Source organism: Methylobrevis albus (assembly GCF_015904235.1).
Lineage (GTDB): Bacteria > Pseudomonadota > Alphaproteobacteria > Rhizobiales > Pleomorphomonadaceae > Methylobrevis_A > Methylobrevis_A albus.
Genome location: NZ_JADZLT010000042.1, coordinates 101,458 through 114,963, shown reverse-complemented (window position 1 = coordinate 114,963; position 13,506 = coordinate 101,458). Strand labels below are relative to the sequence as shown.

The 13,506-nt window shown below is 70.3% G+C and carries 11 protein-coding genes; 3 read left to right on the top strand and 8 right to left on the bottom strand.

The window, feature by feature from the left end:
• Positions 1 to 464: 464 nt before the first annotated feature.
• The 4 genes from fdxA to I5731_RS05585 all read right to left on the bottom strand — a co-directional run bounded on the left by fdxA (position 465) and on the right by I5731_RS05585 (position 6,284).
• Positions 465 to 803 (bottom strand): ferredoxin FdxA, encoded by a 339-nt coding sequence (gene fdxA / locus I5731_RS05600; RefSeq protein ID WP_197310386.1) that lies wholly within the window; start codon positions 801 to 803, stop codon positions 465 to 467.
• A 116-nt stretch (positions 804 to 919) separates the two neighbouring features.
• Positions 920 to 1,324, bottom strand: coding sequence for an RNA-binding S4 domain-containing protein (locus I5731_RS05595; protein WP_197310385.1), 405 nt, complete (start codon positions 1,322 to 1,324; stop codon positions 920 to 922).
• Between the two features lie 70 nt (positions 1,325 to 1,394).
• Positions 1,395 to 4,766 (bottom strand): helicase-related protein, encoded by a 3,372-nt coding sequence (locus tag I5731_RS05590; protein ID WP_197310384.1) that lies wholly within the window; start codon positions 4,764 to 4,766, stop codon positions 1,395 to 1,397.
• A 732-nt stretch (positions 4,767 to 5,498) separates the two neighbouring features.
• A complete protein-coding gene (locus I5731_RS05585) occupies positions 5,499 to 6,284 on the bottom strand; it encodes a DUF3108 domain-containing protein (RefSeq protein ID WP_197310383.1) in 786 nt (261 codons plus the stop codon).
• A 557-nt stretch (positions 6,285 to 6,841) separates the two neighbouring features.
• On the opposite strand from I5731_RS05585, the gene rpmB reads away from it, so the two are divergent.
• From rpmB to I5731_RS05570, 3 genes are all read left to right on the top strand, one after another.
• Positions 6,842 to 7,144 (top strand): 50S ribosomal protein L28, encoded by a 303-nt coding sequence (gene rpmB, locus I5731_RS05580; RefSeq protein ID WP_197310382.1) that lies wholly within the window; start codon positions 6,842 to 6,844, stop codon positions 7,142 to 7,144.
• Positions 7,145 to 7,146: 2 nt separating this feature from the next.
• Complete coding sequence (locus I5731_RS05575) at positions 7,147 to 7,716, top strand: queuosine precursor transporter (RefSeq protein ID WP_197310381.1); 570 nt, start codon at positions 7,147 to 7,149, stop codon at positions 7,714 to 7,716.
• A 168-nt stretch (positions 7,717 to 7,884) separates the two neighbouring features.
• On the top strand, positions 7,885 to 8,799 hold the full coding sequence (locus I5731_RS05570) for a c-type cytochrome (RefSeq protein ID WP_407941820.1): 915 nt from the start codon (positions 7,885 to 7,887) through the stop codon (positions 8,797 to 8,799).
• Positions 8,800 to 8,999: 200 nt separating this feature from the next.
• On the opposite strand, the gene I5731_RS05565 is transcribed toward I5731_RS05570, so the two are convergent.
• The 4 genes from I5731_RS05565 to cobS are packed head-to-tail and all read right to left on the bottom strand — an operon-like array spanning position 9,000 to position 13,356.
• Positions 9,000 to 10,064 carry an esterase-like activity of phytase family protein gene (locus I5731_RS05565; RefSeq protein WP_197310380.1) on the bottom strand — a complete coding sequence of 355 codons (1,065 nt, stop codon included), beginning with the start codon at positions 10,062 to 10,064 and terminating at the stop codon, positions 9,000 to 9,002.
• On the bottom strand, positions 10,061 to 11,980 hold the full coding sequence (gene cobT / locus I5731_RS05560) for a cobaltochelatase subunit CobT (protein ID WP_197310379.1): 1,920 nt from the start codon (positions 11,978 to 11,980) through the stop codon (positions 10,061 to 10,063). Before cobT ends, I5731_RS05565 begins: the two co-directional genes overlap by 4 nt.
• A complete protein-coding gene (locus tag I5731_RS05555) occupies positions 11,970 to 12,359 on the bottom strand; it encodes a hypothetical protein (RefSeq protein WP_197310378.1) in 390 nt (129 codons plus the stop codon). Before I5731_RS05555 ends, cobT begins: the two co-directional genes overlap by 11 nt.
• Before the next feature lie 10 nt (positions 12,360 to 12,369).
• Positions 12,370 to 13,356 (bottom strand): cobaltochelatase subunit CobS, encoded by a 987-nt coding sequence (gene cobS / locus I5731_RS05550; protein ID WP_197310377.1) that lies wholly within the window; start codon positions 13,354 to 13,356, stop codon positions 12,370 to 12,372.
• Positions 13,357 to 13,506 lie beyond the last annotated feature (150 nt).

Genomic DNA, 13,506 nt, shown 5'->3' with positions numbered 1-13,506 from the left:
GCGCGGTGGGAGGACGTGCGCCGCAGGTCAGGTCGGTCTTCAGGCAATTCGGATCATCAGAGGGGCTAGCGCCGGACCACCGCGCGGCGAGCCGCGTCAGATCCGTGCAATAGGCTCGTGAGGATCCTTCGTGCCGGCGAGCTCTTTCGTTGTACCAGCCGATCCGGGTGATGCCGCCACGTCGCGCACGGGTCGACGACCGCGGGAGTGCGGCGCGACGCCTTCAATCAGCCTGAGGGAGACCGACCAATAAAAAGGCCCCAGCGGGGGCGCATATGCGACGGGGGCAGATTGTCGACTGCCGTAGTTTTGTTATCACACAATCGGCTGAATTGGAAGCAGATTCGGGCCGGCGAGTGCGGCGCTGCCGATCTCACCAGCCTGGAATGCATGGCTGCTTCAGATGGATCTGCGCCGGCCGGTGGCCTTTGGCGCCTGGCGGGAGACCCCCGCGCCGCTCCCGCTCAGCTGCCCTCCCCCGGCTCCGGCGAGAAGTACTTCTCGAGCTTGCCCTCGACGCCGTCGAAATCCTTGGCGTCGGCGGGGGCCTCGCGCTTCGAGGTGATGTTCGGCCACTTCGAGGCATAGTCGGCGTTGAGCTTCAGCCACGGATCGAGGCCCGATTCCGTATCCGGCTTGATCGCCTCGGCCGGACATTCAGGCTCGCAGACGCCGCAGTCGATGCATTCGTCGGGATGAATGACGAGCATGTTCTCGCCTTCATAGAAGCAGTCGACCGGGCACACCTCGACGCAATCCATGTACTTGCAACGGATGCAGTTGTCGGTGACGACGTAGGTCATGACGCACTCCGGGTGAAACGGCGCAAGGCGACTTTGTTGCGGTGCCTAAAGGAGTTTGCCGGGCGAGGCAAGGGGGCCGCCGGCATGCGGCAGGCGCATGGCATGCGGCCTTGCATTCAGTCGTCGCCGGGGCCGGGCTCGAGCCGGTCGGTCTGCCGCCGCTCGCGCTTGGTCGGGCGACCGCTGCCGGGCTCCCGCTCGCCGGGGGCCGCCGTCGTCGCCGCCGCGACGGGATCGACCGCGACGCGGACGACGGGCTCGGAGAGATCCTCGTAGAGTAGCGCCGCCTCGGGTGCCGGGCCGCGGCGCTCGCCGAGCCCGGCGACCTTCAGCACGCGCACGCTGCGGGCGACCGCGATGGTGAGCACGTCGCCGACGCGCACCGCCGTCGCCGGCGCGTCGGTGCGGACCTTGTTGACCCGCACCCCGCCGCCCGCGACCAGCTTGGCCGCCAGCGTCCGCGTCTTCGCGACGCGGGCGAACCAGAGCCACTTGTCGATGCGCTGGACGCCGTCCTTCACCGTCCACCGCCTCCCGCGTCACCCCCGGTTCGGGGGGCGGTGCCGGTGACGGCGCTCAGCGTCGTCCGGCTCACTTCTTGCGCGCCTTGGCCTCGAGATCGGCCTTCAGCGCCGCAAGGGCGGCGAACGGCGAGGTCGGATCGACCGGCCGCTCGCGCCGCACCGGCTTGTCGGCCGGACGGCTGTCGGGACGGTTGTCGGCCCGGGCCTCCGGGCGATCACCCTTCGGCTCGCCGCGCGGACGATCGAAGCGCGGCTTGCCGCCCGAGCGGTCGGAGCCGAAATCGGTGCCACGCTTGCGCTGCTCGTCGCGGCGGCTGCGCGGCTCGCCGACTGCGGTCGGCGCGCCCGAAGCCTGATCCCCCGACGGCTGGCTCGCGCCCCCCGACGCGGCGCCATGCCCGGCACCCTGGCCGCTGCGGTGTCCACCACGGCGATCACCGCCCCGGCCTTCGCCCCGGCCTTCACCGCGCCCGGCGCCGCCACGACCTTCGCCGCGGCCCTCACCGCGACCGTCACGCCGGCCGCGATCGAAGCGGCCCGGTCGCCAGATCTCGATGACCTGCTCTTCCGGCTCGGCATTCGCCGGCGCTTCGGCCTCGGCCGCCACGGCGGCGTCTGTTTCGCCTTCGGACACATCGGACTCCGCGGACACGCCTTCGGGAGCGTCCTCGGTGACGGGTCCGTCCGCAGCAGCCGTCTCGGCCACGTCGGCGTCGCCGTCAGAATTTTCGGCCGGGGCGGCCGCCTCGGCGGATACTTCGGCTTCGGCGGCTGTTTCGGTCTCGGCCGGAGCGATCGTCTCGTCCGCGGCGACGTCCGCCACAGGGGCGTCCGAGGGGGCATCCGAGGGCGCGTCCGGGGAGGCGTCGGAGACGGCGTCGGTAGCGGTCTGTTCCGTCACCGGGGCAGCCGTCTCAGCCGCCGCGGTCTCGGCCGGTGCCGCGTCCGCTGCAGGCGCCGGGGCAGCGACCTTCACCGTGCGCCGCTCCAGCCGGTAGCCGAGACCGCGCAGCACCGCCGCGAAATCCTCGCCGGCGCAGCCGAGCAGCGACGTCATCGCCACGGTCACGGTGAAACCGCCACCCTGGGCAATCGCGCCCACCGGCGGCGTCGCGCCGTCGGTCGGCTTCCAGGCGACCAGCGGCCGGATGATGTCGGCGAGGCGCTCGAGGATGTCGAGACGCACCGCGCGCGGCCCGGCGACGCGGAAGCCGACGAGGCGGTAGAGCACCTTGTCGAAGCTCGGGTCGACCGGGATCGAGGTGCGCCCCGACGCCGACAACTGCGGCAGTTCGGCGAGGCCCGGCATGTCGAGGCTGCCGTGCTTCAGCGCCCAGAGCAGCGCGACGAGGCTGGCGGGGGCCGGCTTCAGCAGCGCCGGCAGGTAGATGTGGTGGGCGCCGAAGCGGACGCCGTATTTGCGCATGGTGGCGCGCGGCGTCTGGTCGAGCGCCTTGACGTCGTCGGCGACCTCCTGCCGGTCGAGCGTGCCGAGCGCCTCGACCATGCGGAAGGCGACGCCGCGGGCGAGGCCCTCGAGGTCGGCGGCATCGCGCAGGTCGGTCAGCGGCTTCAGCAGCGTGCCGATGTGGGCGGTGACCCACTGGCCGAGCCGAGCCTGCACGGCGTCGCGCGGCGGGCCGCTGAGTTGCTCGTCGGCGAGCAGCAGGACGACCGGCTTCAGCACTTCCTCGCCGGCGACGAGGCGGGCGACCGGCTGGCCGAGCCAGCGGATCGTCGCATCGGACGACAGCACGAAATCCTCGTTCGGGGCCCGGCCCAGCTTCTCGGCGCGCTTGTCGATCTCGCTCGCGAGCGCCTTCGCCGCCGCGGCCCGCACCGCTTTCGCGTCGGGACCGTCGCCGGTCTGGTCGGGCACGAACCGGAACCCATGGAGCTCGCCGACGTGCTGCCCTTCGACGAGCACGGCGCCAGTCTCTTTGATTTCGGCTTCCAGCATGGCGTTTTCTCTCAAGCGTTTCATCAGAACGGAAGTTCGGCGATCGACGAACCTCTGGGTCAATTTCTCGTGGAGGGCGTCGGACAGCCGATCCTCCATGTCACGGGTGCGTGCCTGCCAGTGCCGGAAGTCGCTCAGCCAGTCCTGACGGTTGGCGACGTAGGTCCATGTCCGCACCTGGGCGATGCGGGCCGACAGCGCGTCGATATCCCCGTCGACGCGGTCAGCGAAGGCGAGCTGGCGAGCCAGCCAGTCTTCCGGAATGACGCCGCCGGCGGCAAGGAAGCCGTACAGCGCAACGATCAGGTCTCCGTGCTGGGCAGGCGAGATCTTGCGGAAGTCGGGAACCTGACAGACGTCCCAGAGCAACGCAACCCTCTCGCGCGTCGTGGCCAGCGCCGCGACGTCGCCGTCACGCAGGGCATAGTCGAGCGCGCGCTGGTCGTCACCCGGCAAGGCCCGCGTCAGGCCCTCGGTGTTGGGGGGACGGTCGAGCGAGGCGCGCAGCCGGTCGATGTCGCGAAAGTCGAGTTCGGCGCTCCGCCACTGGAAGGTGCGCAGCGGTTCGAAGTCGTGGGACTCGATCGCGCGCACCACGTCGTCGTCGAACGGCGGCACCTGCCCCGTCGCGCCGAAGGTGCCGTCGCGCAGGTGCCGGCCGGCGCGTCCGGCGATCTGGCCGAGCTCGGCCGGTACCAGGTTGCGGTACTGGTAGCCGTCGAATTTGCGCGCCTGGGCGAAGGCGACGTGCTCGACGTCGAGGTTCAGCCCCATGCCGACCGCGTCGGTCGCGACGAGGAACTCGACGTCGCCGGACTGGAACAGCTCGACCTGGGCGTTGCGGGTGCGCGGGCTGAGCGAGCCCATCACCACCGCGGCCCCGCCGCGCTGGCGCCGGATCAGCTCGGCGATCGCGTAGACCTCCTCGGCCGAGAAGGCGACCACCGCCGAGCGCCGCGGCAGCCGGGTGATCTTCTTCGAGCCGGCATAGAGCAGCTGCGACAGCCGCGGCCGGGTCACCACGTTGACCCCCGGCAGCAGCTTCTCGATCAGGCCGCGCGCGGTGCCCGAGCCGAGCAGCAGCGTCTCGTAGCGGCCGCGCATGTTGAGGATTCGGTCGGTGAAGACGTGGCCGCGGTCGAGATCGGCGGCGAGCTGCACCTCGTCGATGGCGACGAAGGAGACGTCGATGTCGCGCGGCATCGCCTCGACGGTCGCGACGATGAAGCGGGCGCCGGGCGGCACCACCTTCTCTTCACCGGTCACCAGCGCGACGAGCCCGACCCCGACCTTCTCGGCGACGCGGGTGTAGACCTCGCGGGCGAGCAGGCGCAGCGGCAGGCCGATCATGCCACTGTCGTGGCCGACGAGGCGCTCGATCGCGAGATGGGTCTTGCCGGTATTGGTCGGACCCAGCACCGCCGTGACGTTCCGGGCGCGAGCGACCGGGGCAAGCGGCGTCTTCGGGGCAAAGGTCATTGCGATCGGTCAGGCCTCGGACCGTTGCTGGCACCGGCCACGGCGGGCCGGATCGAGCGGTTGATTAGCACGGGCAGCGCCCCCGTGCGCGTCCTTTTTGGAGCGCCACCATACAGGGACATGGGCCAGAGGGCGCGCCGAATCTCCGGACAGAACAAGCTCGGAACAAAACCGGCTCGAATCGACGACCAGGGTGTATTCATGGTTCGTTCCATACTAGATCAAGCGCCCCTATGAGTCTTCAGCGCCGCATATTGAATCGGGGACTCGAGTCCGCGAGTCGATCGATTCGGAGCCCGAATCGCTGTCAAGAGAAAGATTCGGCAAGACTCGCGACTTAACGAAAGATTACTTGTGCCGCCCCCGGCGCGACTCCGGCCGTTAAGAATTCGCGGCCTTGGCACGGGACGGGAACGGGCCGGGCACGAATCACCCAACTCGCGAAGTTCCCGTTCTGGTCCATACCGCATCTCGTGGGTTCCGCCGCGACCAACGCTATTTCCCGCGCCGGCCACGGCCGCTACGGCCTTGTCGCATCGCTACGGTTAACGAATTCGTCCCGAACCGGGACATGCAGACGAACAGGCAGTACGCCCCGAGGTTCCGCCGCCACTGAAACCGGCGCCAGAACGCGTTCGGGGGCGCCTCTGGCGAGGCGCCCCCGAACTGGAACCGAGCTTGTCTGGAGCAGGGGTCGACCGCCGCGCGCCCAAACCGGCCGCGGCGGCAGGGTCAGTTGACGGCCTGGCGGACGGCGCCGCCGGCAGCGCCCTCGAAGCGGGTCGCCTGCACGGTCAGCATGCCGCGCATGGTGCGCACGCCGATCTTGTAGGGCACCAGCAGCGGCGCATCGGCGACCGGCACCAGCCAGATCTCGATGTCGCGGTTGTTCGCCATGAACTGCGTCGACTTGCGGCTCTCGCGGTGGCCGGAGACCGGAACCCAGCGCGCCGCGCAGACGATCGCCGGGCCGGAATAGCCCTCGATCGCGACGTTGGTCGTCTGCTTGTAGGACAGCTTGACGTCATAGCGCGTCCAGCCGTCGAAGATCGGCAGGGTGCGGTTGCAGGCCGCGCCGTCGGTGTCGCCGGTCTTCTTCACCGGCATGAGCACCGCGCTCAGCGGATCGACGACGTTGCGCTTGTCGGCATTGGTGACCGGGATGCGGTCCGGGCTCTCCGAGAGTTCCGGATGCGCCGCGAGCTTGCGCACGCCGCCGCCCGACAGCGACATGTTCACCTGGGTGATCTTCTCGCCGCGCGACATCAGCTCATAGGAGGCGGGGGAGGCCCGCGCGCCGGAGAAACTGCCGCGCGCCGTCGCCTCGCTCTCTTCCGACGAGATGATGCGGGCAAGTCCCGAGGTCGAGATCTGCACCTTGGCCGAATAGGACTGTCCCCGCAGGATCACGCCGAGCGTGCCCTTGGCGATGCCGATACCGGCGAAAGTGACGTCGTAGAGGGCTTTCACCTCGGCGGCGAGCGCCGGCACCGGGGCACAGAGCGCCGCGGCGACCACGGCCGCGACGGCCGCACCGCGGCGGCGGAGATCGCCCCGCCCGCGCGTCCGCGCCGACCCGGGCGAACGGTCTCGCCCCGGCAGTCGATCAAGAAGACGAGTTCCAACGAGCACCGTCAATCCTCCAGGCCTTGCCCCACCCCGATCACGCCCGCCTCGGTCAGCCGAAGCGTCAGATAGCGCCGATCTACATATCGGCCAGCATCTTCGCGCGTTTGCCGGCCGCACCCCGGCGGGGAACGGAAACCGGCGACGACCGGACGCCACTCGCGGCAAGTCTCCTGCCGCCATGGTAACCGGATCGTTAATGCGTGAGCGTGCCGCTTGATCCCACCGGATTCGCGCGGCCCTCGATCATCGGCGATCGGAGCCCGTCTGTCGAGAGTGGGCGGCGCCACCGCGGCTGCAAGGCTTGACGGGAACCGGCCGCCTCACTATAGAACGACCCACTTTGAAATCGGCTTCCCCCGCGGGACGGCCGGCCTCCGGCGTGGCAACCTTTGGTGCCCTGTCGCCGGGCCGATGCCGAAAGCCCCTGAGATCAAGAGGATATCACGATGGCTCGTCGGTGCGAACTGACCGGCAAGGCGGTTCTGGTTGGCAACAACGTGAGCCACGCCAACAACAAGACCCGTCGCCGCTTCCTGCCCAACCTCTGCAGCGTCACGCTGCAGAGCGAGGCGCTCGGCCAGAGCGTGCGCCTGCGCGTTTCGGCCAATGCGCTGCGCTCGGTGGAACACCGCGGCGGGCTCGACGCCTTCCTCGCGAAGTCGTCGGACCTCGAACTGTCGCAGCGGGCTCGCCTGCTGAAGCGCCAGATCGCGAAGAAGCTCGACGACGACGTCGTCGTCGCGGCCTGATCATGGCTGGCGGACCGGTCACCTTCTTCGACCGGCGGCTCTGGCCGTCGGTCGCCGTGATGTGCGCGGTGGTCGTCGCCTCGAATATCCTGGTGCAGTATCCGTTCACGCCCTTCGGGCTGGACGAGGTGCTCACCTGGGGCGCGTTCACCTATCCCGTCGCGTTTCTCGTGACCGACCTCACCAACCGCTGGTACGGCCCCGCCGCGACCCGGCGGGTGATCTATGTCGGCTTCGCGCTCGCCGTGGCCCTGTCGATCTGGCTCGCCGATCCGCGCATCGCGCTCGCCTCCGGCACGGCGTTCCTGTCGGCGCAACTGCTCGACGTCGCGGTCTTCAACCGGCTGCGGCAGGGAAGCTGGTGGCGCGCGCCGCTCGCCTCCTCGACGCTCGGCTCGGCGCTCGACACCGCCGTCTTCTTCAGCCTCGCCTTCGCCGGCACCGGCCTGCCCTGGGTCGGCTGGGCACTCGGCGACTTCGGCGTGAAGATGCTGGTCGCGGTGGCGGCGCTGCTGCCCTACGCCAGCCTGATGCACCTCGTGAAGCCCTATCGGTCCGCCGGCGCCGCCTGACGCGCATCGGTTCGCATCGCTCCAAAGCCCGGCCCCGGCCGGGCTTTTTGCGTTTCGGGCCGGCCGACGGTCACGGCAGAGTGAGCGTCGGAACCGATCCACCGGTTGACCACCCCCGCCGCAGCATCGATCCTGCCGCCGGTGCCAATGGCGACGAGGAGACGGAGCGTGATCAAGCGGCTGTTCGGTCTGGCGGCGCTCGCCGCCCTCCTCGGCGGTGGCGGCTTCTGGCTGCTGACGGCGCCCGAGACCCTCGCCGAGACCGACCTGCCCGCCCACACGCCCGACATCGCCAACGGCGAGCGCATCTTCCACGCCGGCGGCTGCTCGTCCTGCCATGCGGCCCCGGGGGCGAAGGGCGAGGACAAGCTACGCCTCGCCGGCGGCGTGACGCTCAACACCGATTTCGGCCGCTTCCACGTCCCCAACATCTCGCCCGACCCTGACACCGGCATCGGCGGCTGGTCGACGCTCGACTTCGTCAACGCGATGGTGCGCGGCGTCGGCCGCCGCGGCGAGCACCTCTATCCGGCGTTCCCCTACACGTCCTACGCCCGCATGACGCTGCCCGACGTCATCGACCTCAAGGGCTACATGGACACCCTGCCTGCGGTGCCGAACCAGGTCGCGGCACACGAACTGCCGTTCCCGTTCAGCCTGCGCCGCGGCCTCGGCCTCTGGAAGCGGCTCTACCTCGACCCTGTCCCGGCGGTGGTCCTCGCCGACGCCTCCGATCTCGTCCGCCGCGGCCAGTATCTCGTCGAGGGCCCCGGCCACTGCGGCGAGTGCCACACGCCGCGCGACGCGATCGGCGGCCTCGACAGGACCGCCTGGCTCGCCGGCGCCCCGAACCCCGACGGCGACGGCCGCATCCCGAACATTACGCCCGATTCGACCGGCATCGGCGCCTGGAGCGCCGAGGAGATCGCCTATTCGCTGGAAAGCGGCTTCACGCCGGAGTTCGATTCCTTCGGCGGCTCGATGGTCGCCGTCCAGGAAAACCTCGCCGCCCTGCCGGCCGAGGACCGCGAGGCGATCGCGGCGTATCTGAAGGCCGTGCCGGCGCGGGCGGGGGGCGGGTAGGGCTTTTCCGTGCGGCCTCCCCCCTCCCTGTCCCTCCCCCGCTTCGCAGGAGAGGGGACGCAGGAGGTCAGAGCATTCGCCTCACCAGTGCTTCGGTCCGGCGTGACAGTCGCTTTGCGAAAGCCCTATCGCCCATCGTCCCCTCTCCTGCGAAGCGGGGGAGGGACAGGGAGGGGGGAAGCCGCACGGCACAGAACCCCCTACTCCCCCAGCCGAAATTCCAGATAGAGCGTCCGCTGCAGGAACGAGCGGTTGTCGTCGGAGACGAGGCCGATCCGCACCCGGCCGGCCGGGTCGGTCCAGACCGTCATGCCCTCCATGTTGTCGATCTGCTGGGCGAGCCCGGCCTCGACCAGCGTCTCGCCGTCGAGCGCACCGCGCGCCGTGCCGGCTGCGACGGCGGCGAGGTCGGCCGAGCTGAGGCGGCGGATGCGCATGCCGATGCCGCGCGGCAGGCCGTAGAGCCGTTCCAGCACGAGGAGGTCGCCGCCCGGCAGGAACGCCGCGTCGGTGATATCGAAGCCGTCGCGGTGGACGAGGCCGAAGGCGCGCCAGCGCCCGTCGGCGAGCCGGATCCAGCCGGGCGTGTTCACCCCGCGCCGCGGCGCCTCGGCGATCGTCACGAAGCCGCCGGCGAGCGCCGTGCCCGGCGGCGCGATCGCCAGCGCCTCCAGCCCCTTGTTGACCCGGAAGGCGCCGATGTCGTCCGGCAGGTCGATGAGTTGCAGCGGCCCGACCCAACCGCCCGGTGCCGCCGGCGCCCAGCCGATCCGGGCCGGTCCCTCGAAGGCGACCACCGCGCGCCGCTCCCCGCCGACGACGCCGACGTCGAAGCCTTCGGCGTCGAGGTCGCTCTTGCGCTTCGCCACCCGGCCCGCGATCGCGACCGGGCGCACCGCGCCGTCGCCGATGCCGACCGGATCGCCCGCCGCGTCGCGCGTAATCGTCGCGGAAAGCTGGATGCCGTCGTCGGAGAGCGCGACGAGCCGGGCGCCGTCGCGGTCGATCACCAGCGACGAAAGCCCGCCGATCCGTCCGTCCGCGTCCGTCAACTCGAAGCCGCCGGCAAAGTCCAGCGCGCCGAGGCGCGTACCGCCGATGCCGACGATGTTGAAGCTCGAGATCGGCCGCGCCTCGATGGCGACCGGCTGCGCCGCGGGAAGGGTTTCCGCCGCCACTCCCGTTGCAGTGATCAGCAGCCAGGCCAGCGCCAGGGCGCCGTGCCGGCGCCGCCGCAGCCCGGCCGCGGCGGCCGGTGCTGTCACCGGAAGCCCATCCGCACGCTCGCCGGCGCCGCCCGGGCCGGGCGCACGCGCTTCGCAGCCCCCCGCGCCTGTTCCTCGAACAGGCTGGCGAGCTGCTCGGTCATCGCGCCTGCGAGTTCCTCGGCATCGACGATGGTGACGGCGCGGCGGTAGTAGCGCGTCACGTCGTGGCCGATGCCGATGGCGATCAGCTCGACCGGCGAGCGCGTCTCGATCTCGTCGATCACGAAGCGCAGGTGCCGCTCGAGATAGTTGCCGGTGTTCACCGACAGCGTCGAATCGTCGACCGGCGCGCCGTCCGAGATCATCATCAGGATCTTGCGGTTTTCCGGCCGGGCGAGCAGGCGCTTGTGCGCCCAGTCGAGCGCCTCGCCGTCGATGTTCTCCTTCAAGAGCCCCTCGCGCATCATCAGGCCGAGGTTGCGCCGCGCCCGCCGCCACGGCGCGTCGGCGGCCTTGTAGACGATGTGGCGCAGATCGTTGAGCCGGCCGGGACCGGCCGGCTTGCCGGCCGCCAGCCACGCCTCGCGCGCCTGCCCGCCCTTCCAGGCCTTGGTGGTGAAGCCGAGGATCTCGACCTTGACGCCGCAGCGCTCCAGCGTGCGGGCAAGGATGTCGGCGCATGCGGCCGCCACCGTGATCGGCCGGCCGCGCATCGAGCCGGAATTGTCGAGCAGCAGCGTCACCACCGTGTCACGGAAGGTGGTGTCGCGCTCCATTTTGAAGGCGAGCGGCTGCATCGGGTCGGTGACGACGCGGGTGATGCGCGCGGTGTCGAGCAGGCCTTCCTCGAGGTCGAAGTCCCAGCCGCGGTTCTGCTGCGCCATCAGCCGGCGCTGCAGCCGGTTGGCGAGGCGGGCGACCGCCCCTTGCAGGTTGACGAGCTGCTTGTCGAGGAAGCCGCGCAGCCGGTCGAGCTCGGCGGCGTCGCAGAGGTCCTCGGGCCGCGTCACCTCGTCGAAGCGCGGCGTGAACACCTTGTAGTCGCTGAGCGGCGGCTGGTTGGTGAACGGCAGCTCCTGGCGGCGCGATTCGCCGGCGTCGCGGGCGTCGTCGGCCTGGTCGTCGTCGATGGTGTCCTCGGCGGCCTTGGCGTCGGTGTCGGTCTCGCCGGCCTCCTGCTCGTCGCCGCTCGCCTCCTGCTCCTTCGGCGCGGCCTGGTCGCTGGTATCGTCCTGCTCGGCCTCGCCGCGGTTTTCCTCGCCGCTGGTCTCGCCGTCCTGGCCGTCCTCGGCCTCGTCGGTCGGCTCCGGCTCGCCGCCGAGTTCGTCGCCCATCTCGAGCGAGGTGAGCAGGTGGCGGACGGCGCGGGCGAACGCGCGCTGGTTCGACAGCACCCGCTCGATGCCGTCGAGGTCGGCGCCGGCCTTTTCCTCGACGAACGGCCGCCAGAGCTCGACCAGCGCCCGCGCGCTCGCCGGCGGCGCCTTGCCGGTCAGCCGCTCGCGCAGCAGGAGGGCCACGGCGTCCTCGAGCGGCGCGTCGGCGCGGTCGGTGATCTCGTGATAGTTGGCGCGGAAATAGCGGTCCTCGAGCATCGCCTCGAGGTTGGCGGACACGCCGTCCATCGCCCGCGCGCCGAGCGCCTCGCAGCGCGCCTGCTCGGCCGCCTCGAACACCGCCCGCGCGTTCTGCCCCTCGGGCACCAGGTCGCGGTGAACGGCGCCGTCGTGGCAGGCGAGCCGCAGCGCCATGGAATCGGCGAGACCGCGCGTCACCGCGATGTCGTGCGTCGTCAGCCGGCGCGGCGGCTCGGGCAGCCGCACCCGCTTGCCCGACAGGCTGGGCCGGTCGGTGGCGAAGGTGATCTCGAGTTCCCCCTCGCCCGAGATCGCGCGCATGGTCGAGCCGATCGCCCGCTTCAGCGGCTCGGTCGGGGATGCGTTCTTCAGCGTGGAGGTGGGCTCACGTGCCATGTCGTTTCAGCTCTCGCCTCGTCCTGAACCGGTGCAGGAAATACCCAAAGAAAACGATCAACTTCGCCGCGATGACCCCAAACCCGACGACCTCGGTGCCGGACACGAGCCAGAAGGCGGCGCTGCCGGGGGGCTCGCCGGACTGCGGCGCAGGCATCATCCCCGTCAGCAACGCCAGGAGATAGACGGCGAGCGCGGCAGGAAGCACCGGCACCGCCCCGATCCCGAGCAACGTGACGTAGAGCGTCACCTGCGTCGCCTCCCGGATGCGCCGGAGGAGGCTAAGACCGAGCCAGATGGACGCCGGCATGAGGACGACCTGCGCGGCCAGCAGGCCGATTTCCCACTGGCTGAGGAGGTCGTCCGTCGCGGCGTCCATCCGGCTCCGTTCAGCCCAGCACCATGTTGACCGCCGATTCCGGCAGCTCGGCCCCGAAGCAGCGCTGGTAGAACTCGGCCACCATCGGCCGCTCGAGCTCGTCGCACTTGTTGAGGAACGTGACCCGGAAGGCAAAGCCCAGTTCGCCGAAGATCTCGGCGTTCTCGGCCCAGGTCAGCACCGTGCGCGGGCTCATCACCGTCGAGAGGTCGCCGTTGACGAAGGCCGAGCGCGTCATGTCGGCGAGCCGCACCATCTTCGAGACGGTCTGGCGACCCTTCTCGGTCTGGTAGTGCTTCGACTTCGCGAGGATGATGTCGGCTTCCTTGTCGTGCGGCAGGTAGTTCAGCGTCGTCACGATCGACCAGCGGTCCATCTGGCCCTGGTTGATCTGCTGCGTGCCGTGATAGAGGCCCGAGGTGTCGCCGAGGCCGACCGTGTTGGCGGTGGCGAACAGGCGGAACGCCGGGTGCGGCCGGATGACGCGGTTCTGGTCGAGCAGCGTCAGCTTGCCGGAGACTTCCAGCACGCGCTGGATCACGAACATCACGTCCGGCCGGCCCGCGTCGTATTCGTCGAACACCAGCGCGACGTTGTTCTGCAGTGCCCAGGGCAGGATGCCGTCGCGGAACTCGGTGATCTGCTGGCCGTCGCGGATGACGATCGCGTCCTTGCCGACGAGGTCGATACGGCTGATGTGGCTGTCGAGGTTGACGCGGATCAGCGGCCACTTCAGGCGCGCCGCCACCTGCTCGATGTGCGTCGACTTGCCGGTGCCGTGATAGCCCGAGACCATGACACGGCGATTGTGCGCAAAGCCGGCGAGGATCGCCAGCGTCGTCGCCCGGTCGAACAGGTAATCGGGATCGTAGTCCGGAACGTACTCGTCGGCTTCGGAATAGGCCGGAACCGTCAGGTCGCTGTCGATGCCGAACATCTGCCGGACCGAGACGCGGATATCCGGCAAGGCCGCAGCGTTGCTCGTCTTGGAACTCATGGAGCCTCCGTCGGCGCGCGGGCCCCATGCGCCGCGCGTCCATCGCCTGTCGTGATTTCCGCCGGGGCGGCGGATGGGTGCCCTTGCACCGACCGCTCCTCCCCCCTCTGTCGAAAAGCGGGTCACCTGCGGCAGTCCGGCCGGAACCGA